At 36.4% G+C, this 21,047-nt stretch carries 20 protein-coding genes, 3 tRNA genes and 1 riboswitch; of the genes, 14 read left to right on the plus strand and 9 right to left on the minus strand.

The genetic code is table 11. The annotated features are described in order from the left end of the window. Positions 1–5: 5 nt before the first annotated feature. The 14 genes from MTQ00_RS17785 to MTQ00_RS17850 all read left to right on the plus strand — a co-directional run bounded on the left by MTQ00_RS17785 (position 6) and on the right by MTQ00_RS17850 (position 15,269). On the plus strand, positions 6–425 hold the full coding sequence (locus MTQ00_RS17785) for a Fur family transcriptional regulator (protein ID WP_172284650.1): 420 nt from the start codon (positions 6–8) through the stop codon (positions 423–425). Positions 426–469: 44 nt separating this feature from the next. Next, positions 470–2,428 (plus strand): heavy metal translocating P-type ATPase, encoded by a 1,959-nt coding sequence (locus MTQ00_RS17790; RefSeq protein WP_273650515.1) that lies wholly within the window; start codon positions 470–472, stop codon positions 2,426–2,428. A 142-nt stretch (positions 2,429–2,570) separates the two neighbouring features. Continuing rightward, positions 2,571–2,930 (plus strand): hypothetical protein, encoded by a 360-nt coding sequence (locus MTQ00_RS17795; protein WP_273650516.1) that lies wholly within the window; start codon positions 2,571–2,573, stop codon positions 2,928–2,930. A gap of 116 nt (positions 2,931–3,046) precedes the next feature. Beyond that, entirely contained in the window at positions 3,047–3,322 is a 276-nt protein-coding gene (locus MTQ00_RS17800) for a YHS domain-containing protein (RefSeq protein ID WP_273650517.1), read from the plus strand. Continuing rightward, positions 3,309–3,992 (plus strand): SCO family protein, encoded by a 684-nt coding sequence (locus MTQ00_RS17805; protein ID WP_442868057.1) that lies wholly within the window; start codon positions 3,309–3,311, stop codon positions 3,990–3,992. The genes MTQ00_RS17800 and MTQ00_RS17805 overlap by 14 nt, the downstream gene beginning before the upstream one ends. A 109-nt stretch (positions 3,993–4,101) precedes the next feature. Beyond that, positions 4,102–4,776 (plus strand): superoxide dismutase, encoded by a 675-nt coding sequence (locus tag MTQ00_RS17810; RefSeq protein ID WP_172284641.1) that lies wholly within the window; start codon positions 4,102–4,104, stop codon positions 4,774–4,776. Positions 4,777–4,779: 3 nt separating this feature from the next. Next, entirely contained in the window at positions 4,780–5,148 is a 369-nt protein-coding gene (locus tag MTQ00_RS17815; protein ID WP_273650518.1) for a hypothetical protein, read from the plus strand. 214 nt (positions 5,149–5,362) lie between these two features. Continuing rightward, complete coding sequence (locus MTQ00_RS17820) at positions 5,363–6,199, plus strand: MbnP family protein (protein WP_273650519.1); 837 nt, start codon at positions 5,363–5,365, stop codon at positions 6,197–6,199. Further along, positions 6,189–7,238: a cytochrome-c peroxidase gene (locus MTQ00_RS17825; protein ID WP_442868077.1), complete on the plus strand. Its 1,050-nt coding sequence runs from the start codon at positions 6,189–6,191 to the stop codon at positions 7,236–7,238. Before MTQ00_RS17820 ends, MTQ00_RS17825 begins: the two co-directional genes overlap by 11 nt. 13 nt (positions 7,239–7,251) lie before the next feature. Next, positions 7,252–8,205, plus strand: a complete 954-nt coding sequence (locus MTQ00_RS17830) for a transporter (RefSeq protein WP_273650521.1) — start codon at positions 7,252–7,254, stop codon at positions 8,203–8,205. A gap of 100 nt (positions 8,206–8,305) precedes the next feature. Then, positions 8,306–8,490: riboswitch (cobalamin riboswitch) on the plus strand. 112 nt (positions 8,491–8,602) lie between these two features. Beyond that, a complete protein-coding gene (locus MTQ00_RS17835) occupies positions 8,603–10,630 on the plus strand; it encodes a TonB-dependent receptor plug domain-containing protein (RefSeq protein ID WP_273650522.1) in 2,028 nt (675 codons plus the stop codon). Continuing rightward, positions 10,627–11,763, plus strand: a complete 1,137-nt coding sequence (locus MTQ00_RS17840) for a YncE family protein (protein ID WP_273650523.1) — start codon at positions 10,627–10,629, stop codon at positions 11,761–11,763. The genes MTQ00_RS17835 and MTQ00_RS17840 overlap by 4 nt, the downstream gene beginning before the upstream one ends. A 13-nt stretch (positions 11,764–11,776) precedes the next feature. Beyond that, positions 11,777–12,970, plus strand: coding sequence for a cell surface protein (locus MTQ00_RS17845; RefSeq protein WP_273650524.1), 1,194 nt, complete (start codon positions 11,777–11,779; stop codon positions 12,968–12,970). 25 nt (positions 12,971–12,995) lie between these two features. Further along, on the plus strand, positions 12,996–15,269 hold the full coding sequence (locus MTQ00_RS17850; protein WP_273650525.1) for a T9SS type A sorting domain-containing protein: 2,274 nt from the start codon (positions 12,996–12,998) through the stop codon (positions 15,267–15,269). Positions 15,270–15,524: 255 nt separating this feature from the next. Here MTQ00_RS17850 and MTQ00_RS17855 read toward each other — a convergent pair whose 3' ends face one another. From MTQ00_RS17855 to MTQ00_RS17895, 9 genes are all read right to left on the minus strand, one after another. Further along, entirely contained in the window at positions 15,525–16,316 is a 792-nt protein-coding gene (locus MTQ00_RS17855; RefSeq protein ID WP_172284623.1) for a T9SS type A sorting domain-containing protein, read from the minus strand. A gap of 316 nt (positions 16,317–16,632) precedes the next feature. Then, positions 16,633–17,727: an MFS transporter gene (locus tag MTQ00_RS17860; RefSeq protein ID WP_337249971.1), complete on the minus strand. Its 1,095-nt coding sequence runs from the start codon at positions 17,725–17,727 to the stop codon at positions 16,633–16,635. Positions 17,728–17,905: 178 nt separating this feature from the next. Then, on the minus strand, positions 17,906–18,565 hold the full coding sequence (locus MTQ00_RS17865) for a FadR/GntR family transcriptional regulator (protein ID WP_273650526.1): 660 nt from the start codon (positions 18,563–18,565) through the stop codon (positions 17,906–17,908). 145 nt (positions 18,566–18,710) lie between these two features. Continuing rightward, a tRNA-Glu gene (locus tag MTQ00_RS17870) sits at positions 18,711–18,782 on the minus strand. Positions 18,783–18,852: 70 nt separating this feature from the next. Then, a tRNA-Glu gene (locus MTQ00_RS17875) sits at positions 18,853–18,924 on the minus strand. An 11-nt stretch (positions 18,925–18,935) separates the two neighbouring features. Beyond that, on the minus strand, positions 18,936–19,190 hold the full coding sequence (gene rpsT, locus MTQ00_RS17880) for a 30S ribosomal protein S20 (RefSeq protein WP_273650527.1): 255 nt from the start codon (positions 19,188–19,190) through the stop codon (positions 18,936–18,938). Positions 19,191–19,257: 67 nt separating this feature from the next. Then, positions 19,258–19,578: a hypothetical protein gene (locus MTQ00_RS17885; RefSeq protein ID WP_172284615.1), complete on the minus strand. Its 321-nt coding sequence runs from the start codon at positions 19,576–19,578 to the stop codon at positions 19,258–19,260. Positions 19,579–19,589: 11 nt separating this feature from the next. Further along, a tRNA-Glu gene (locus MTQ00_RS17890) sits at positions 19,590–19,664 on the minus strand. A 58-nt stretch (positions 19,665–19,722) separates the two neighbouring features. Then, positions 19,723–21,015, minus strand: a complete 1,293-nt coding sequence (locus MTQ00_RS17895) for an N-acetylmuramoyl-L-alanine amidase family protein (RefSeq protein ID WP_172284613.1) — start codon at positions 21,013–21,015, stop codon at positions 19,723–19,725. Between the last annotated feature and the right edge of the window lie 32 nt (positions 21,016–21,047).

Below are 21,047 nucleotides of genomic sequence, written 5' to 3' on the forward strand. Positions count from 1 at the left end.
CAGAAATGAAAAAAGATATAGAAGATAAGCTTATAGACAAAAATACGAAGCCAACAAGTATGCGTATCCTGGTATATGATTTTTTGAGCTCTCAGGAAGCCGCTTTGTCATTGTCTGAAATTGAAAGTCATTTTGATAATGCAGACCGAACAACTATTTACAGGACCTTAAAAACTTTTGAAGAGAAAGGAATTGTTCACGGGATACAGGAAAATACAACTACCAAGTATAAGCTTTGCGATGATGATTGTGACGAGAAAACACATAAAGACTGGCATCTTCATTTTTACTGTAAAATTTGTAAGCAAACCACCTGTAAAGAAGATATTTCATTTCCAGATAACATCCAAACTAATTTCCGGATTGATGAAATAAGGCTTTTTGCTAAAGGGATTTGCGAAGATTGTTTGGAAAGTTTGCAATAGTATTGCACTTGTTTTAAAATTAATTTTGTTGAAAATTATAAGTTATGGAAGAATGCTGTAATACAAAACCTCAAAAAAAAGAGCACAATCATTTTGAAGGAGATGGCCATGATCACGGTCACTCTCATGATACCTCAGATAAAACGACTTTCCAGTTGTTTTTACCTGCAGTAATCTCTTTTGTTTTATTAATGATCGGTGTCGCTTTAGACAATTATATAAAAACAGAATGGTTTACCGGTTGGGTTCGGATCGTTTGGTACTCAGCGGCCTATATTCCTGTTGGACTTCCAGTATTAAGAGAGGCTTATGAAAGCATCATTAAAGGAGATGTGTTTTCAGAATTCTTCTTAATGGGGATTGCAACAATTGGGGCATTTGTTATTGCCCAATATCCTGAAGGAGTAGCAGTGATGCTTTTTTATGCCGTTGGAGAAGTATTTCAAACTTTGGCCGTTACAAGAGCGAAAAGCAATATCAAATCATTATTAGATCAGCGTCCGGATGAGGTAACTGTTTTAAAGGGTGGACTACCCCAAATAGTGAAAGCAGAGACTGTAGGTATAGGAGAAATTATTCAATTGAAATCCGGAGAGAAATTAGGGCTGGATGGAGAATTGCTTTCAGAAACTGCTTCATTTAATACAGCTGCACTTACAGGAGAAAGTAAGCCGGATACCAAAGCCAAAGGTGATGCCGTGCTTGCGGGAATGATCAATTTAAATACTGTTAGCCAGGTTAAAGTTACCACTGCATATCAGGATAGTAAACTGAGTAAGATCCTGGAGCTGGTTCAAAATGCTACAGCGCAAAAAGCTCCAACCGAATTATTCATTAGAAAATTTGCGAAGGTTTATACTCCGATTGTGGTATTGCTTGCTATAGCAATTGCATTATTACCTTATTTCTTTGTACCAGATTATCAATTTAAAGATTGGCTGTACAGAGCTTTAGTATTCCTTGTGATTTCTTGTCCATGTGCATTGGTGATCTCAATTCCTTTGGGATATTTCGGAGGGATTGGAGCGGGAAGCAGAAATGGAATTCTGTTCAAAGGAAGTAACTTCTTAGATGCACTTGCTAAAATCCAGAATGTTGTAATGGATAAGACCGGAACAATGACAGAAGGTGTTTTCAAAGTTCAGGAAGTGGACTTCAAGCCTGAGTTTGATAAAAATGATATATTGAAACTGGTAAACCTTTTAGAAAGCCAGAGTACGCACCCTGTAGCAACAGCTATTCATGAGTATGTGGGAGAAATAGATCATTCCATTCCTATGGAAAACGTAGAGGAAATTGCAGGGCACGGGCTGAAAGCAACAATTAATGGAAAAGATTTATTGGTTGGGAATTTCAAAATGATGGATCGATTTAATATTCAGTATGATATCAACCCGGATAATATTGTGTATACATTAATTGCGGTCGCTTATGATAATAAGTTTGTAGGATATCTTACTATTGCAGATACCATTAAAAACGATGCACAATTAACGATCAATAAATTAAAAGCATTAAATATAAAATCAACCATGCTGAGTGGTGATAAAAGCTCAGTTGTAAAATATGTGGCGGATACTTTGGGAATTCAAAATGCTTATGGGGATTTACTTCCAGAGGATAAGGTGAATAAAGTAAAAGCTATCAAAGCTAAAAATGAGACGGTTGCTTTTGTGGGTGATGGAGTGAATGATGCTCCGGTAGTAGCTTTGAGTGATGTAGGAATTGCAATGGGTGGACTGGGAAGTGATGCAACGATTGAAACAGCTGACGTTGTAATACAGGATGACATGCCAAGTAAAATTCCGATGGCCATTAATATAGGTAGAAAGACCAAACAGATTGTATGGCAAAACATTACCCTGGCATTTGTGGTAAAAGGAATTGTTTTGATTCTTGGCGCAGGAGGTTTGGCGACCATGTGGGAAGCGGTTTTTGCAGATGTCGGAGTTTCACTGATTGCAATCCTTAATGCCGTAAGGATCCAAAGGATGAAATTTTAATCATAAACCATAATTAAACTTAATTATAAGAAGCCTTGCTGAATTTCGGTAAGGCTTCTGTCTGAAAAAATATCGATGACTTTCATCATAAATTATACTTAAAAAGAATTTGAGTAGTATATTTGTGGAATAGAATTGATCATTGAAGCTTTTCATATCCATATTCATTATTTTTACCATAGCAATACGTCCTGTTTTGCCATTAGTGAATTATGCGGTTAACTATGATTATATTGTAAAAAATCTCTGTGAAAACAGAGATAAACCGCAATCTACATGTAAAGGTAAATGTTATGTAGAAAAAGAACTCGCTAAAACAGAAAAGCAATCGGGTCCACAAACGATAAAAATTTCTGTCCTTGATCTATTTCTTTCCAATGATATTCTTTCATTTGCTGATGCCAAAGGATTTGAGCTCTTGCAAAAAGTTGCTAATCCAGGCTATATCAAATCGCATTCTTCAGATTATTTTTCCAGGATATTCCATCCTCCTTTAGGATAATTTATAATAACTAATTTACTAGTCGAATACCTAATCTTTATTAGCTGTTTATTATGTAATTAGTTTTAATCAGATCTCTGAATTAATCCATTATTATAAATTTTCATTTCAATCCAATGAAACATATATTCATTTTGACAGCTTTGCTGCTGTCGGTATCATTTATTTCCTGTGCCCAGGAAACACCTAAAGTAAAGCATAGTAAAAGTATGATGACTCCAAAGGAGAACCTTAAGGTAAAAGTAGTCAACGCTGAAGATCCTATATGTCATATGAAAACGGCAGATTATTTAAAATTTACAGCAACATATAAGAACAAGGTGTACGGTTTTTGCAGTGCTTCCTGTAAGGACGAATTCAACAAAAATCCTGAAAAATATGTCCAAAAATAAAAAAACAGCCCAAAGCTCAAAAAGCAGGATCGTTATTCCCATTGCAATTATTGCAGTTATTTTCCTGGGAGTAGGTTTTGGTATGAGCTATTTTAAAAAAAACCTTTATACTGTAATGAAGGTTCCTGATTTTGAACTTACCGATCAGAATAATAAAAAGATTACCAATAGAGATATGCTGGGCAAAGTATATCTGGTGGAATTCTTCTTTAGTAAATGTCCCACCATCTGTCCTGTAATGAACAGCAATATGAAAGTGATCGAAGAGGAGATTAACAATCCTGGGTTTGGGATTATTTCCATAAGCATAGATCCGTTGAACGATACTCCGGAAACGTTGAAACAACATGCCAATAGAATCGGAGCAAAATCTCCCAACTGGCATTTTTTAACCGGAGACCGGACGTATATTGGAAACCTTGCGGATCAGTTCAATATCTATGTTGGGGATAAAGAAGATGAGGGAGAGAGTCTTAATCATAGCGGGATGATTGCGCTTGTTGATCAGGAAGGAAATATCCGTTGCAGATATAATAAAGACAATATGCCTATCCTTTACTATTCAGGATTAAACTATAAGGATCCCGAAGGAAAAGAAACACAGCTTACCGGCAAATATCATCCGGACAGGGAAAGGCTGATTGAAGATATTAAGAAGTTATTAAATTAAAAGTTGGATGTCAGGAAGTGTATTGATTGTGAATAAAGGTCTTTGACCCTTGTCTTCCATCATCAAACTTACTCTTTAAAAAAATGTTAAACCATAAATACAAAACATTATGAAGATTATGAAAATAGCTGCCTTAGGTGCAGTTTTGGCGGCGCAATTTGCTTTTGCGCAATTCAAGCAAACTCCTTTATCATACGCTTACAATGCGTTGGAAGGTTCAATAGATGCACAAACGATGGAAATCCATTATACAAAGCATGCTGCGGGGTATGTAAGTAATTTGAATAAGGCAATTGCTGGAACACCTCAGGAAAAAGAGACTTTATTCCAGATCCTTTCTAAAGTTTCAACTCTTAGTCCAACGATCAGAAACAACGCCGGAGGACATTTTAACCACGAACTTTTCTGGACCATGTTAACGCCTGAGAAAAATACCCAGCCTTCTGCGAAATTACTAAAAGCAATTACAGAAACTTTTGGAAGTCTTGATGCCTTTAAAGAAAAAATGAGCAAGGCAGGAGCTGATCGTTTTGGTTCCGGCTGGGCATGGCTTTCCGTGGATAAGAACGGGAAGTTGTTTGTTTCTTCAACTCCTAATCAGGATAATCCTTTAATGGATGTTGTAGAAGAAAAAGGAACTCCAATTCTTGGAATTGATGTTTGGGAGCATGCTTATTATTTAAAATATCAGAATAAGAGAGCTGACTATCTTACCGCGATCTGGAATGTATTAAACTGGAAAGAGGTAAGTAAGAGATATGAAAATGCACTGAGCAAAAAATAGATCATGAATTATATTTGCAGCATATTCCTTACCTTCTATATGGTGGTCAGACCTCTGATCCCCATCATGGAATATGCTGTAAATTATGATTATATTGCTGATTTTCTTTGTGTTAACAAAAATAAACCAGAGCTGAATTGTAATGGTAAATGTTATTTGAGTAAAGAACTCGCTAAAACCAATGATACAGAAACAGCCCCTTTGAGTAAGGGAAAAACTTCCGGACAAAAAATTCTTGATATCTACATCCTTCCGGAAATTACAGAAATAAAAAACACAGGTCTAACATACGATCACAATTTTACTTTTATTTATCAAAAGAATTACTCTTTTCTTTTCCTGAAACATATTTTCAGGCCGCCGGTTTTTTAAAGTTGTTTATACATTTTATCTCCAATTGTTAAAGTTCACGTACTGCGAAAATTACAGATTTTCCACACTCATGTGTTCTTCATAATTGTTTCATGATTCACTTTATAATTCTAAAGTGCTAAAACTTTTATGCCTATTGGGATTGAGAAAATGAATGTTTTCAACATTCGATGCTTATTTCTATTCAAACAAATACAACTTAAAAAAATCAACAATGAAAATTTATAAATTTTTATCTCTATTGTTTATTGGCCTTATATTACTTAGTGCTTCATCATGTCAAAATAATGACGATAGGGATAATTCACAGGATACTACACCGGGAAACCTACAGATAAAGTTTGAAAACGGATTCAATAACCTTGGCGGTATTGTTTTGAATCAGACAACCCAAACTTCTTCAAGCGGACAAAAACACCAGTTTTCTACTTTAAAATATATTGTAAGTAATATCAGCCTGATTGATGAATCCGGAAAAGAATTTAAATACAATGAAAATAATCCTGATAAAGGAGCCTTTATCATAGACCAGGCAGATGCCGTAGCAGGAATCGTTTATGTAAACCTTACCGGAATTCCTAAAAACAATTATAAAAAAGTGAAGTTCGGTCTGGGAATCAGCCAGAATGCTTATCTCCTGGGAATGGACGGGCAGGCAGAGTTTTGGAATAAAGCTAAAACAAAAGGAATGTCCTGGTCCTGGGCTGCGGGCTATGTTTTTGTAAAACTGGAAGGAAAATACGGAAGTACTGCGGCAGAGAAGGAGTTTATGAATCATACGGGAAATATGGGAAATGTAGCGGCTAATAATACTCCTGATTTATACCGGGAAATTACTTTAGACCTCCCAACAACGGCGAGAGTGACCGGAAAAATAAGACCGTCGATTCATATCCTGGCCGATCTTAATCAGTATCTGAGTGGTGACACAAAACTTACCCTGAATACATCTAACGATATGATGATGGGATCGAGTCCGCATTTGGTAAGTGTAGCCAACAACCTTACTAAAATGTTTACCGTAAACCACGTTCATAATGATGAAGATTAAAAATATTCTGAAGGCAGGATTGATTATTGTTACATTTTTTAATATCATATCGTGCTCAGATGAGGTTATTGAGCCATTGGAAAAGGATGAGGCTTATAACTTACAGTTTCCAGCTTATTTTCCTGAAATGACGTTTGATAAAACTGGGAATCCGGTCACCAAAAATGGAGTAGAGCTGGGAAGGAAATTATTCTACGAAGGAAGGCTTTCCCGAAATAATACCATTTCGTGCGGATTCTGCCATATACAGGAAAATGCTTTTACGCACCATGGGCATAATGTGAGCCATGGCGTGGAAGACAGGATCGGAATACGCAATGCCCCTCCTATCCAGAATATGGCATTCTTAAAACGATATATGTGGGATGGGGTAATTCATAACCTTAATGAGCAACCCATTATTCCTATTACCGACGCAAACGAAATGGATAGTTCAATGCCTGAAGTGATTGCTAAATTAAATGCCGACAGTAAGTATAGAAATCTTTTCAAAGCCGCTTATGGTGATGAATATATTACAGGGGAAAGGGTTTTGAAGGCTTTGTCACAATTCATGGTAACGATGATTTCTGCTAATTCTAAGTATGACCAGTATAAGCAGGGAAAAGCAACTTTTACTACAACGGAAACGAAGGGAATGGCACTATTCCAGCAGAAATGTTCCTCATGCCATAGCGGAGAATTGTTTACGGATGAAAGCTTCCGCAATACAGGGATGTATTACAATAGTCAGTTTAAGGATGCCGGGCGTTATAGGGTAACATTGGATCAGGTAGATTGGATGAAATTCCGGGTGCCCAGCTTAAGGAATGTGGAATATACAGCTCCTTATATGCATGACGGGAGATTCTATACCCTGGATGCTGTTCTTAATTTTTACTCGGATAATGTAGAGGACGATCCTAACCTTGATCCGCTGCTTAAACAAAACGGACATATCGGACTCACGATGAACTATGCGGAGAAGCAGTCCATTATTGCTTTCCTGAAAACTCTATCTGATAAAGATTTTGTTACCAACCCAAAATTCTCAGAATAAATTTTAATCGAACATGAAAAATATTTTTTTAATAGGATTGGGTTTATTTTTATGCCAAATAGCCTACGCAGAACCCATAAGAGACAGTTTGTATATTCCTGAAAATAGTTTTAACCCCAGCAAATTTTTTGATGATGATTGTGATGCTTGTGGCTGTGCTGCAGGAAATGGATCATCAGGATTTGAGTCTTTGCTTAATCCTCAATTTATAGGAATAAAATATTTTGCACAGCATTATAAAGCCAAAGAAAACCTTTTTGTGAATGATCTCACCCAGGATCAGTACTTCAATACCATCCAGTTATGGGGAAAAGTTCCCATTACGAAAAAGCTGAGTGTTTACGGGAGTCTCCCTTTTCAGTTTCATGAAAAAAAAACAATGCAGGGAGACATCAGAATTAATGGAATGGGGGATCTGAATGTAATGGGTATTTATCAGCTGATCAATTCTAAAGATGCATCTCACCAATTAAATGGAGGATTAGGAATAAAAGTTCCGTTAGGAAGATTTGATGAAAAAGGAATTACGGGAGTGAATCCGAGTTTCCAATTGGGAACAGGAAGCTGGGATTATCAGATGGTTGTGAACTATAAATACCAAAAGAACAAAGTTGCAGTAATTGTTAATACGGATTATACTGTTAAAGGTGAAAATAAGAAGTATTATCAGTTTGGAAACCAATGGAACTATGCAGCTACCGGATTTTATCAGCTTCATGCGGACAAAAAAATGATCTTTTCCGGGAAAGCCGGATTACAGGGAGAAGTATATGATAGGAATAAGCAATTTGATGAAGCCTTACCGGATACTGCCGGAAGTGCTTTATATGGAAAATTAGGTTTTGAACTTTCTTATAGCAAATGGAGCCTGGGTAGTGAACTGATGCTTCCGGCCTATTCAAACCTAGCGGGTGGAAACATTGAAGCTAAATCCAGATTCAGTGTGTTTATTAACTTTGGGATATAAAAATCAAATGAACATTCCGTTACTCATGTAACGGAATGTTTGTTTTTATTCTGTTGAAAATCATTTTATTAAGTATAATATTGTTTCTAAGAAGAATTTTCTATCTTTGCCGGAATCTGGTGAGCTGTAAAAGGCTTTTAAAAGGGAATCCGGTGTAAATCCGGAACAGACCCGCTGCTGTAAACTCTAAACCAAAATTTTTTGATGTATATATCCACTGTTTTTAATGGGAAGGATTTCAAAAATGGAGTAAGTCAGAAGACCTGCCAGAAGATTAAAGTTTGATGCTTTCGTGGAATAAAGCTAAGGACAACAATGCTTCTGTGCAGCTATGGCTGTACAATGTTATTGCTGCTTTCTTATATCCATTAGTGTCAAGATTATTCTCAATGAGCTAATGGAACCGAAATTTACTTTTACAACTAAAAAAATAATTATCACAATCCTTGTGCTAATTAACCAGCTTTATTTTTCTCAGTCAAGAGATAGTATAAAGGAAAAAGGGATCCTTCCGGTTACCATTTATAAAAAAGATTTTAAAGAAATTCTTCCCGCTCAAACTCTTTCAGGAGAACAGCTGGAAAGGTTGAACAGCCAGTCCGTAGCCGATGCATTACGCTATTTTTCGGGAGTACAGATCAAGGATTACGGTGGAATTGGCGGATTGAAAACGGTTAATATCCGAAGCATGGGTAGCCAGCATGTCGGTGTTTTCTATGATGGGATTCAATTGGGAAACGCACAAAACGGGGTTATCGATCTGGGAAAGTTTTCGCTGGATGATATCGGAGAAATTTCATTATACAACGGACAGAAAAGTGATATCTTTCAGCCTGCAAAAGATTTTGGATCTTCCGGCTCAATTTATCTCCAACCCAAGACTCCTTATTTCTCCGGAAATAAAAAAACGAATCTTGTACTTAGAATAAAAAACAGCTCAATCGATCTTTTCAACCCGTCATTTCGATTGGAGCAAAAGCTTTCAGATAAAATTTCCGCAAGTTTCAGCTCCGAATTTATACAGAGTGACGGACAATATAAATACAAATACCAGAAAAAACGCCCCGATGGTACTATAGCCAATGATACAATTGCAACAAGATATGATTCTTATATTACTGCCAAAAGATTTGAGACCAGCCTGCAGGGAAATCTGAATAATGGAGACTGGAATGTCCGGGGCTACGGATATATTTCAGATCGTGGGATTCCCTCAGCAATTGTGAATAATGGTTTTGATCCGAAAGGACAAAAATTACTTGATAGAAATTATTTTGTTCAGGCTCACCTGAGGAAAAAAATATTTCCAAAATTTGAGACTCAGCTCAAAGCTAAATTTGCCTACGACTATACCCGGTATATGGATACGGTAAATGTAGCTGAAACAGCTTTAAAAACAGATAATACATATATCCAGAGAGAATTATATTTATCATCTTCCAATATCTACTCAATTACACCAAACTGGGATGTTAGTGCTAATGTTGATTTCCAGTATAATAATCTGGATTCCGATCTTAAGCTTTTCTCATTTCCCACACGTTATACCTCATTGGTTGCTTTTGCAACCACTTACCAATGGAACCGGTTTAAATTTCTTGGAAGTGTTTTAGGCACTTTTATTCGGGAGAATGTTGAACGTAATTCAAAGTCGCCGGATAAGAGTGAATGGACACCCTCTGTATTTTTGAGTTACCAGCCACTGGCCTTTAAGAATTTAACAGTGAGAGCATTTTATAAAAGGATTTTTAGAATGCCGACTTTCAATGACCTGTACTATACCATGATTGGGAATGTTTTTCTTAAACCTGAATTTACCAATCAATATGACATAGGTTTTACTTATCAGAAGACTTACGACCATCAGGTTCTGAAAAGTATTTACTTCAAGGCAGACGGGTATTATAACAAAGTGGAAAATAAGATCATTGCAGTACCCACAACCAATCTTTTCAGATGGATGATGACGAATCTTGGAGATGTTCAGATCATAGGATCAGATGTGAATATACAGGCTGAGCTGGACCTTGGGAAAGTAATATTGAAGCCATTGTTGAGCTATACCTACCAAAGTGCACGCGATTTTACTGAAAAAGGAGAGTCATATTATGGAGATCAGATTCCTTATGTGCCATGGCATTCAGGAACTTTTACTTTGATGGCTGATTATAAGGAGTGGAGCTTTAATTATAGCTTTATGTATACGGGGAAACGTTATGATGCACAACAAAACAATATTGAATATAATCTCATCAGACCCTGGTATACGCACGATTTATCGATTCAGAAAAAGTTTAACTGGTATTCTCACCAGTTCAAGGTAAGCTTTGAGGTCAATAATACTTTGAATCAGCACTATGATGTGGTAAGGAACTATCCAATGCCAGGAAGAAATTTTAAACTTATTGTAAGCTATACATTATGAAAAAAATAAGCTATTACGTGTTCTTATTCATTGCGTTTTCATTACTGTCATGCAGAACAGATGAATACACTCCGAAAGAAGAAGTTGAGACGGGTCTTACACAACCGGAAAATACTGCAATCAAAGGTTTTTATGTTTTGAATGAAGGAAATATGGGGAGCAATAAATGCACACTTGATTTTTTTGATTATACAACAGGAAACTACAGAAGGAATATTTATGCAGAAATTAATCCCAATGTTGTCAAAGAATTAGGCGATGTGGGAAATGATATTCAGATTTACGGAGGTAAATTGTATGTTGTGGTGAATGTATCCAATAAAATCGAGGTGCTGGATGCAAAAACAGCAAAGCGAATCAAAACAATCCAGTTACAAAACTGCAGGTACATTAAATTCAAAGATGGAAAAGCCTATGCCAGCAGTTACGCTGGGCCGGTTGATATTAATCCTAATTCTCCTAAAGGAAAAGTTGTGGAGATTGATACGACTTCCCTGGCCATTCAAAGACAAGTTACCGTAGGATATCAGCCTGAAGAAATTGAGATTGTGGGAAACCAGCTTTTTGTAGCTAATTCAGGAGGGTATATGGTTCCAAATTATGATAAAACTGTTTCTGTGATCGATCTCAATACATTTACAGAAAGTAAAAAAATAAATGTTGCAATCAACCTTCACCGCCTTAAAAAGGATAATTACGGGGATTTGTATGTAAGCTCAAGAGGAGATTATTACAATGTACCGTCAAGTTTATTCCTCGTTGATGCAGCAACTGGAACTGTGAAAAAAGATTTTCATCTCGCAGTGAGTGAAATGACCATTGTGAATGATAAGCTTTATTACTATGGAAATGAATTCAATTATAATACCCATTCTTACACTAAAACTTTTGGAATTATTGATGTAAATACCGAACAGGTGATTTCTGATAAAATTATCGATCAGGAATATGCAGATGCAATCAAGGCTCCTTATGGAATTGCTGTAAATCCCATTACTGAGGATATTTATATTACCGATGCGAGGAATTATGTATCCACGGGATTTGTCTATTGCTTTAATAAAAGTGGTCATTTTAAATGGAAAACGGAAGGAGGGAATATTCCGGCTCACTTTACCTTTTTATATAAATAACTGAATCTTAGATATGGACAGAAAAATTTTAAAAATAATACCTGCTGTACTGGTTATATTTCTTTTAACCGGAATGTCAGGATGTAAAAGTGACAGAGATGAAGAGTCTTCATTTAAGGGATTGGAAGAGTCTTACACGATCAATCGTTTTAAGGTACTGAATATTCCCGCAAATGTTCCTGGTAAACTGACCTGGAGTATTAAAGATTCCATTATTTCTGAAGGATCCGAACTCGATTTTATCAGCCCTTACGCGAAAACATATCCACTGACACTGAAAATAGAACAAAATGGAAATGTGAAAACATATCAATCTACCATTAGTGTAAATAAGGAGACAGATTCCTACAGTAAATATATTGCCAGTGTACTGGATTTCCGCCCTGCAATAGGACAGTTTACCAATGAAATTCCTGAATATCTTGCTGGAAATACAGCCAATACTATGTTGCAAAAAGCCAGGGAATCTTTAATCGGCTCAAATTCCACAATGATCAGTTTAGGAGGATTCGGGGGCTATGTTGTTTTTGGGTTTGATCATACGATTCCAAATATGAACGGCCGGGATTTTAAGATTCTTGGAAATGCTTTCTGGGGAAATAATGCTAACGATCCACGTTCGGGTTCTTGTGAGCCGGGAATTATTATGGTGGCTTATGACAGAAATAAAAACGGGAAACCTGATGATAATGAGTGGTACGAAATTGCTGGAAGCGAATATTTTAAAAATACAACCGTAAAGAATTACAGCATCACTTATTTCAAACCCAATGAAACTAAACTTCCTGTTCCCGGAAGTGAGCCATGGCAAACTGATATCGAATATATTAAATGGCAGGATAACCAGGGGAATACCGGATTTAAAACCAAAAACGAGTTCCATGACCACAGCTATTTCCCTTTATGGATTTCTGATGCTTCTTACAGCTTGTCAGGAACTAAATTACAAAACAATTTTTACGATCAGAGTGGAAATGGGTCTTATTGGATTGGTAGATCATATGACTTTGGATACGCGGATAACGCTCCGAATAATGATGAGGCATCCAATATTGATATTTCCTGGGCTGTAGATAAGAGCGGGAAATATGTAAAGCTTCCGGGGATCGATTTTGTAAAAGTGCATACGGGAATCAATCAGGAAGCAGGCTGGCTGGGAGAAGTGTCTACGGAAGTAGCAGGAGCGTACGATTTATACATAAAATAAAATTCAACAATAAATTTATTTAAAAATGAAAAAGATCTATCTTTTAACATTACTGTTATTCTTTGCATTTTTCACGAATGCACAGGTCACAGTTCAGGGCGTGCCCCGAAATGACATCAAACAAAATTCAGTACATAAAAATGGGCTGAAAACAATAACTACCGTAACCAGTTTTTCTGATATTCAGTACTGGGTGGGGACGGGTTCTAAAAAGGCGGCTTTTGTTGTCCAATGGAATGATGGAAAAAATCCTGATGCTTTAGTTTGGGGATTTAAGTGGGATGGAAATGCTACAGGAGAGGATATGCTAAAGGCCATTGCTAAAGCGGACCACCGTTTTTATTCTTTGCTGTATCAGGGAACTACTTTCGGAACAGCGATCGGAGGACTTGGTTTTGATCTGAACGGACAAGGGACCAATGGATTATACAAGAATAACAATGTAACATATCCATTGTATCCTTTAAATGGTATCATCAATACGACAGCATATGATTTCGATGATTATACAGCGATAGATGCGGCTAATGATCACTGGAAGTCTGGCTGGACCACCGGATACTGGTCTTATTGGGTGAAGAATCCTACAGATACCGATTTTGGATATTCTAGTTTAGGTGCCAGCAGCCGTACTTTAGAAAACGGAGCATGGGATCTTTGGAATTTTTATCCGGGAATGGTTGATCAGCCAATTTCTACAACATTAACACCAGTATCGGCTTATGCTTCACCGGCAACGTTTACAGATGGCTATTTTATGGTAAATGAAGATTGGTACGGGCATACCAATGGCTCTGTTAATTTTGTAAATAATAATGGACAGATCAACTATAGAATATATAGTGACAAAAATAATAATGAAGCATTCGGAGCTACTACACAGTATGGAACGATCTATGGTGATAAGTTTTACTTTATTTCGAAACAGGCTGCTGATGGGGGTGATACACAATATACACCTGGAGGGAGACTTGTTGTAGCGAATGCCACTACCATGCAAAAGATCGCTGGATTTAATACTATTGGAGGAGGAGATGGAAGGTTTTTCCTAGGTGTCAATGAACATAAGGGATATATTGGAACCACTACCGGAATCTTTTTATTTGATATTGATAATTTGCAGGTTGGAACTTTAGTGCCCGAAACTAATGGTAAAGGTCAGATTGGGAATATGATTCGTACATCGCAATATGTATTTGCTGTGACACAAAACGGGGGAATTCTTGTGATCAACCCGAATACCAACGCTGTTGTTCAGACTATTGCAGGTGCATTTTATTCAATTGTACAGGCTAAAGATGGAAGTGTTTGGGCGATTCAGCAACAGAAATTGGTGAATATCCATCCTACTACTTTTGTAACGACAGATTATGCTATTCCTACCACTAAATACATTGGAGACTGGGGAGCATGGTATGCCGGAAGATTGACGTATAGCACCAAACAAAATGCGCTGTACTGGATCAACTCAATTAATGCATTCTCTTCGGGTAGCCAGATTGTGAAATTTGATGTTACCAATAAAACATTTAACGAAAGCTTTGCAGCAATTCCAGGACAAACGGGAACTTACAAGCAGATTCCTTATGGAGCTGCTTTGCGTGTAAATCCTGTTACGGATGAATTGATTTTGAATACAACAGAAAGTGGTTATGGAGCACACTATCAGAAAAACTGGGTACATACATTCAGTAGTACAGGAGCTCTTACCAATACTAAAATATTAAATGATTATTATTGGTTTCCTGCGGTTACCGTGTTCCCGGATACTATTGCTCCAGTTGTACAAAGTACATTCCCATCACAAACTACAGTGAACAGTACGACTACCATCGACCTTAAAACAGTGGTTTCTGATGCTGATAACCTTTCGTTAGCTATTGTAAAAACTGTAAAGTCCAATAGTAATTCAGGAGTTGTAAATGCTGTGATTAATACAAATGATGAGTTGGTATTAACACCACAAAGTACGGGAACTTCTACAGTTGTTATAAGCTTTAATTCAAATGGAAAGCTTGTGGAAAAATCACTTGTAGTAAATGCTAATTTGTCTACATTAGGAACAGCGGATGTTAGAAAGCTTGAATTGGGAATTTATCCTAATCCTGCGACAGATGTTCTTAATATTAAAACTCAGGATAAAGTATTGAATACGGTGGTATATGATGCTTCCGGAAAAATTATTCCTACTCAGTTCAGTAATGGACAAATCAATGTAAGCACTCTTACTAAGGGGATTTATATTCTAAAGGTGGTTACTGATAAAGCAGTTTATCAACAAAAATTTATTAAGAATTAAATTCTTAAAGGATAGTTTATAAATTAACCCCTCTATCATGTGATAGAGGGGTTTTTTATATAGGTTAAGGGCTTTTGTAAGATACCATGAAACAGATTATATATCCGTTTTTTAACTGATTACCCGAATGCTTACTCTCGTAGAGTTGAAAATATTCAGCGACAGAATGATCATTATTATTCTAAATTGATTACAAATAAATACGGCAGGCTTTTAGCCTGCCGTATTTTTCACATGTTGTTATTACATGTTTTTTTATTTAATCATGATTTTACGAGAGTATATTTTTCCTTCTTTTGTGGTAAGGGTCATAATATAAACTCCTTCCGGTAGTGTAGATTCAAACGTTTTTGATTTTAGTTTTGAACGATACACTTCTTTTCCTGATGTATTGATTAAAGCAACGTCAGATCCTTCGAAAGGTACATTTCCATCAAGGGTAACCTGACCATTCTTGCTGTATGCCATTAAGCTGATGTGTGGATCTTTGTACTGATAAGCGTAATAAATACGGAAACCTCCATTAAGGTTAAGCAATCCTGAGTTAAGGCTTATTTTCACACGGTCGAAAGGTTTGTTCATAGTAAGTTCAAGAGCTCCTCTACTTGCATCTGTACCGCCAAGTTTAAGCACATCATCAAAGATGTTCATATAATCATTATTGGAAACATCGCCAAGAAATGTCTCTACAGATAATCCACCTATTAATTGTGCAGTAAGAATAGATTGATCTGTACCAACACCAATGACAAGTTTATTCGTATCTGCAAGGATATTGGACGTAGGGAAAATCAGAGTCTGTTCTGTTCTTCCCAATAATCCAATAGGAACAAGTAGGGTAGAGTAGTCGTTTTCATTACTACCTACTGCATTTTCTGGATTTTGTACGAAACAAGCAACACAGATACCATATGCCCGGTTTGTTTGACTGCTTGCGTACACTTTGTTAAGTTGTGCAAAAGACATTGTGTTCATTAGGAACAATAGTAAGGAAGCCAAGACTACTTTTTTCGTCATGCTTTGGCCTGCGAATAGATTTGTTTTCATATGTTAGAAATTAGTTTTTAGAATTTTAAAATTACAAAAAAAAAGGTTACGATAATGCATTTATTTCATATTTATGTGATTTAATAATGATTTTTAATTTTTCCTTAACCTAAGCAAGTCGTTGAAAATGAAGTAATCCCTTATCTATAAAGGGATGTTAAATATTGTATTATGTATTTTAATTCTACCTATAGTGGAAAAAATTCATTAAGAATTAACGATGGCTTAATGTATAATCTATTGAAAATGAGACTAAAAATAATCCCCCTTTACCATGATATAAAGGGGGATTACATTGCCAAATTTATAATTATAATCAGTGTTTTTTTGTTCCTTTTATATTAGGCAAAAATGCGGTAATAATACCCATAAGAGGTAAGAAAGCGCATATTTTAAATACATATTCTATACTGGTGTCATCTGCTACTGCTCCCAAAACAGCAGATCCTATACCTCCCATTCCAAACATGAATCCGAAAAACAACCCGGCTACCAATCCGATTTTATCCGGCATAAGATCGGTAGCATATACCAGAATAGCAGAGAAAGCGGATGCAATGATCAATCCGATAAGAATTGCAAAAATAACTGTCCACATCAAAGAAAGATAAGGAAGACAAAGAGTGAAAGGAGCAGCACCCAAGATAGAAATCCAGATTATTTTCTTTCTGCCGTATTTATCACCCAGTTTGCCACCAAGGATCGTTCCTACTGCAACTGCTGCAAGGAACATGAACAAATACAGCTGGGAGTCCTTTACTGAAATATGAAACTTATCAATAAGGAAAAATGTGAAGTAATTAGTCATTGATGCCAGATAAATATATTTGGAAAATACCAGGGCCAAAAGGATAGTAATCGAAAATATTACTTTTTTTCTTGAAAGATCTATGTGTACGACCATATCTGAATGTTTTACCGTCTTTCTTATGGATAACCTTTCAGCATACCAGTTTCCTATTCTCCATAAAACGATAATACCAATGAAAGCAGCTATAGCAAATAGTCCCACATAACCCTGCCCTAAGGGAAGGACTATAAGCGCAACTAATAAGGGACCAATTGCACTTCCCGAGTTTCCCCCCACCTGAAATATAGACTGGGCCAGCCCTTTCTGGCCACCGGAAGCCAGTTGGGCAACCCGTGAAGCCTCAGGATGAAAAACGGAAGATCCCATTCCGATGAGTGCAACTGAAATGAGAATAACATAGTACTCATGTGCTGCCGCAAGGAGTAATAATCCTGCCATGGAAAGCGCCATACCTATAGCCAGTGACCTTGGATTAGGTTTTTTGTCTGTGTATATACCAACAAAGGGCTGTAGAATAGATGCGGTAAGCTGGAACACCAGGGTAATAATGCCAATCTGGGAAAATGACAGCTTAAACTCTCCCTTTAGAATGGGATACAAGGAAGGAATTGTAGATTGGATCAGGTCATTTAAAAATGAGAAAAGCTGATCATAAAGAGAATGGGATAAACAATCTTATGGGTGTCAATTGTTTTTGTCTGTACAGTGTTCATAGAGTAATAGTTTTAATTCATCTTGTCATCTGATGAATTTTTAGTTGTTAATAAAAAATCTTTTTTTATAATAGTTTGTGAATTATTTTTTCAGCAATAAGAGCCGCATTATCCGCATCTCTGTTCCTAATATATTCATAGAGTTCCGCATGCAATTTCTGTGAAATCCTGAATGCTTCAGTATTGTTTTTATGGCTGCTTTCAAAGACTCTGAGGACTTGTCTGCTCGCTATTTTATAAATTTCTTTCAGGAGTTTATTTCCACACGCTTCCGCTATGGATAAATGGAAATTGATATCAGCCTGGTAACATTCGAGTGCCATATTTTCTTCCGCAAACTTATTTCTCAGATCCAGATATTCTTTTATGGTTTTCAGTTGAGCTTCTGTATGATTGAGAGCTGCTTTTGCGGCAACTTTTGACTCCAGCAGAGATCGTACTTCTTCTACTTCTTCAATTTCTGCATTGCTCATCTGGATTTCCAGAGATTCCTGGACATTTTTTGAAACCACAAATGTACCTACACCTTGCTGTACACTTAATACACCTTTAATGGATAGTATTTTAATAGCCTCGCGAATACTCGAGCGTCCGACACCATATACTTTCATCAGTTCCGGCTCCGTAGGTAACTGATCACCGATTGAATAAGTCTCATTAAGTATTCCTTCTGTGAGTCTTTCTGCAACTTCCTGAGCTAATGTCTTTTTTTGGATCTGTGTCATATACATCTTATCATCTGATGATTGCAAAGATATAACTTATAGTATGTAATGCAAAGAGATATATAAATAAATTTTTAAAAATCCAGTCTTTATGAATGAGAGGGACTATAAAACAAAAAGCTACAAACAATGTTTGCAGCTTTTGTAGCCCGTAGGGGAATCGAACCCCTCTTACCAGAATGAAAATCTGAGGTCCTAACCGATAGACGAACGGGCCATCTACCATTACACTAAGATATCTTAATGTGTTAGATTTTTTGTTTTTATAAGTTTACAACTCTTATTAGTAGCCCGTAGGGGAATCGAACCCCTCTTACCAGAATGAAAATCTGAGGTCCTAACCGATAGACGAACGGGCCAACTATCCGTATTACGCTAATTTATTAACGTGCTTAGTTAATTTACTTTTCAAGTTAGCAGCCTTGTTTTTGTGGATAATATTTTTCTTAGCTAATTTATCCAACAAAGAGATAACCTTTGGCAATTGCTCTGCAGCAGCAGCTTTGTCTTCTTCATTTCTCAAAACCTTCATTGCTGTTCTAGCAGTTTTGTGGTAGTATCTGTTACGAACTTTTCTAACTTCGTTTTGTCTAATTCTCTTTAATGCTGATTTATGATTTGCCATATCGTTCAAATGTGAGTGCAAAAGTAAAAACTTTTTTTTTATCTGCCAAATTTATTTTTAAATAATTTCAATTTTCTTCAGATAAATATTTTCTCAGTTTGTCTATTGCTTGTTCTATTTTAAAATTTTCTTGTTCCTTATCTATTTTCTTGATAATATTTCCCAACATTATCATTGCGTTGTTCCATTCTCCAGTAGTATTGGTGAAAGTTAGTCCATCTATAGTTACTTCAAAGGCTACCCTCTCTCCATACCTGTAAAGTCTGAAACTTATCTTGTCATCTCTGCCTATTATCCCATCTTCATTAACTTTCAAGTCGTAACTTTTTGGGTTAGAGTGGATCTTCTTAAAAAGCAATGTTGCTTCTTGAATTTTTAAATCCGGCATGATATCAAATTTGGTAGCCTATAGGGGAATCGAACCCCTGTTGCAAGAATGAAAATCTTGAGTCCTAACCACTAGACGAATAGGCCAAATTTTGAGGTTGCAAAAGTAATAATTAACTTCTTAACTTCAAAATTATTTTTTACACTATCTATAAACTTTTTGTATGATAGTATTCTTAATGCCCTTTGTCTCAAGCTCTTTCTGGATTTTTACAGCATCTTCCAATGTGTATACTTTTCCATAAGTGTAGTAGAAAACTCCACTTTCTTTATTCCTTTCCACGTCTTTCAGGGTCTGGAGAATAAATGAGTTACCATTTAATTTATCTCCTACATATACCTCTATCGTATAGTATCCGGTACTTAGTTTTTGGTTAGGCATAAATCCTACAGCAAATGCATTTTTAAATCCGGCATCTTTGGCTGTTCTAAGGTTAATATCTTTTACGGAAGCCATATTCGTTACTCCATAATAATATTTGTACAGTCCGTTTTCTTTGATAGGAAGAATGTAATTCAATCCTTTAAGAGCAGGATCTCCATCATTGTATTTAGTAGGGGAGCTCATTAGCAGGATCCTGAAATCATTTTTTAATGCAACTTCTACAGGTTTTTCTGGTTCAGGCTTTTTGGTTGCGATCATAGAAGGACCTCCTGACTTTCTGTCAATTGCTTTTTTATAATCGATAATCGCCTGATAAATACTTTCCGCAATCTCTTCCTGTCCTCTGTCCGAGGCTAAATAGTGACTTTCTTCTGCATGATTGATAAATCCGGTCTCAATAAGTACGGAAGGCATTGCATTCATACGAAGAACGTGCAGGTTCTTTTGGAAAACACCTCTTGAAAATCTTTTGTCTTTATTTACAAAGTTATCTTCTACCAATCCACCGAATAATAAGCTAGATTCCAGGTATTTGCTTTGCTGAAGCTTTAATGCGATCAGAGATTCCGGAGAGCTGGCATCATAGGAACCAAAGGTCTGTCTATCTTTTTCATCAAGAAAGATCACATCATTTTCCCTTTTGGCAACTTCCAGGTTGGTGTCATTTTGGTCGGGCCCTTGTACATACGTTTCCGTTCCGTAAGCTGAAGATCTTTGTGCCGAGTTACAATGTACCGAGATAAAAAGGTCGGCTTTGCTTCTGTTCGCGAGATTAGTTCTGTCGGAAAGAGAAGGATATTCGTCAAATTTGCGGGTGTAGATTACTTTAAAGTCTTTATTTTTTTCAAGCATCCTTCCTAATTTTAGGACAACTGAAAGGGTTACATCTTTTTCAGCAAGAAGTCCAATATCACTATAAGTCCTCTTCGCCCCTGAATCACTGCCTCCATGTCCTGCATCTAAAACGATCGTAAATTTTTTTTGTGAAAAAATAAATTGGCTCAAAAGAATGAGGATAAATGATAAAATTATTTTAAATTTTTGTTTGTACATCTTACAGTTTTAAAAATTATATTAATTTTGAG

This window comes from Chryseobacterium sp. B21-037 (genome assembly GCF_028570785.1).
In the GTDB taxonomy this organism is placed as follows: Bacteria; Bacteroidota; Bacteroidia; order Flavobacteriales; family Weeksellaceae; genus Chryseobacterium; species Chryseobacterium proteolyticum.

What these genes read in the sequence shown, in the direction of transcription:
- MTQ00_RS17785 (WP_172284650.1), top strand. Translation starts at nt 6, where the DNA reads ATGAAAAAAGATATAGAAGATAAGCTTATAGACAAAAATACGAAGCCA.
- MTQ00_RS17790 (WP_273650515.1), top strand. Translation starts at nt 470, where the DNA reads ATGGAAGAATGCTGTAATACAAAACCTCAAAAAAAAGAGCACAATCAT.
- MTQ00_RS17800 (WP_273650517.1), top strand. Translation starts at nt 3,047, where the DNA reads ATGAAACATATATTCATTTTGACAGCTTTGCTGCTGTCGGTATCATTT.
- MTQ00_RS17805 (WP_442868057.1), top strand. Translation starts at nt 3,309, where the DNA reads ATGTCCAAAAATAAAAAAACAGCCCAAAGCTCAAAAAGCAGGATCGTT.
- MTQ00_RS17810 (WP_172284641.1), top strand. Translation starts at nt 4,102, where the DNA reads ATGAAGATTATGAAAATAGCTGCCTTAGGTGCAGTTTTGGCGGCGCAA.
- MTQ00_RS17815 (WP_273650518.1), top strand. Translation starts at nt 4,780, where the DNA reads ATGAATTATATTTGCAGCATATTCCTTACCTTCTATATGGTGGTCAGA.
- MTQ00_RS17820 (WP_273650519.1), top strand. Translation starts at nt 5,363, where the DNA reads ATGAAAATTTATAAATTTTTATCTCTATTGTTTATTGGCCTTATATTA.
- MTQ00_RS17825 (WP_442868077.1), top strand. Translation starts at nt 6,189, where the DNA reads ATGAAGATTAAAAATATTCTGAAGGCAGGATTGATTATTGTTACATTT.
- MTQ00_RS17830 (WP_273650521.1), top strand. Translation starts at nt 7,252, where the DNA reads ATGAAAAATATTTTTTTAATAGGATTGGGTTTATTTTTATGCCAAATA.
- MTQ00_RS17835 (WP_273650522.1), top strand. Translation starts at nt 8,603, where the DNA reads ATGGAACCGAAATTTACTTTTACAACTAAAAAAATAATTATCACAATC.
- MTQ00_RS17840 (WP_273650523.1), top strand. Translation starts at nt 10,627, where the DNA reads ATGAAAAAAATAAGCTATTACGTGTTCTTATTCATTGCGTTTTCATTA.
- MTQ00_RS17845 (WP_273650524.1), top strand. Translation starts at nt 11,777, where the DNA reads ATGGACAGAAAAATTTTAAAAATAATACCTGCTGTACTGGTTATATTT.
- MTQ00_RS17850 (WP_273650525.1), top strand. Translation starts at nt 12,996, where the DNA reads ATGAAAAAGATCTATCTTTTAACATTACTGTTATTCTTTGCATTTTTC.
- MTQ00_RS17855 (WP_172284623.1), bottom strand. Translation starts at nt 16,316, where the DNA reads ATGAAAACAAATCTATTCGCAGGCCAAAGCATGACGAAAAAAGTAGTC.
- MTQ00_RS17865 (WP_273650526.1), bottom strand. Translation starts at nt 18,565, where the DNA reads ATGACACAGATCCAAAAAAAGACATTAGCTCAGGAAGTTGCAGAAAGA.
- rpsT (WP_273650527.1), bottom strand. Translation starts at nt 19,190, where the DNA reads ATGGCAAATCATAAATCAGCATTAAAGAGAATTAGACAAAACGAAGTT.
- MTQ00_RS17885 (WP_172284615.1), bottom strand. Translation starts at nt 19,578, where the DNA reads ATGCCGGATTTAAAAATTCAAGAAGCAACATTGCTTTTTAAGAAGATC.
- MTQ00_RS17895 (WP_172284613.1), bottom strand. Translation starts at nt 21,015, where the DNA reads ATGTACAAACAAAAATTTAAAATAATTTTATCATTTATCCTCATTCTT.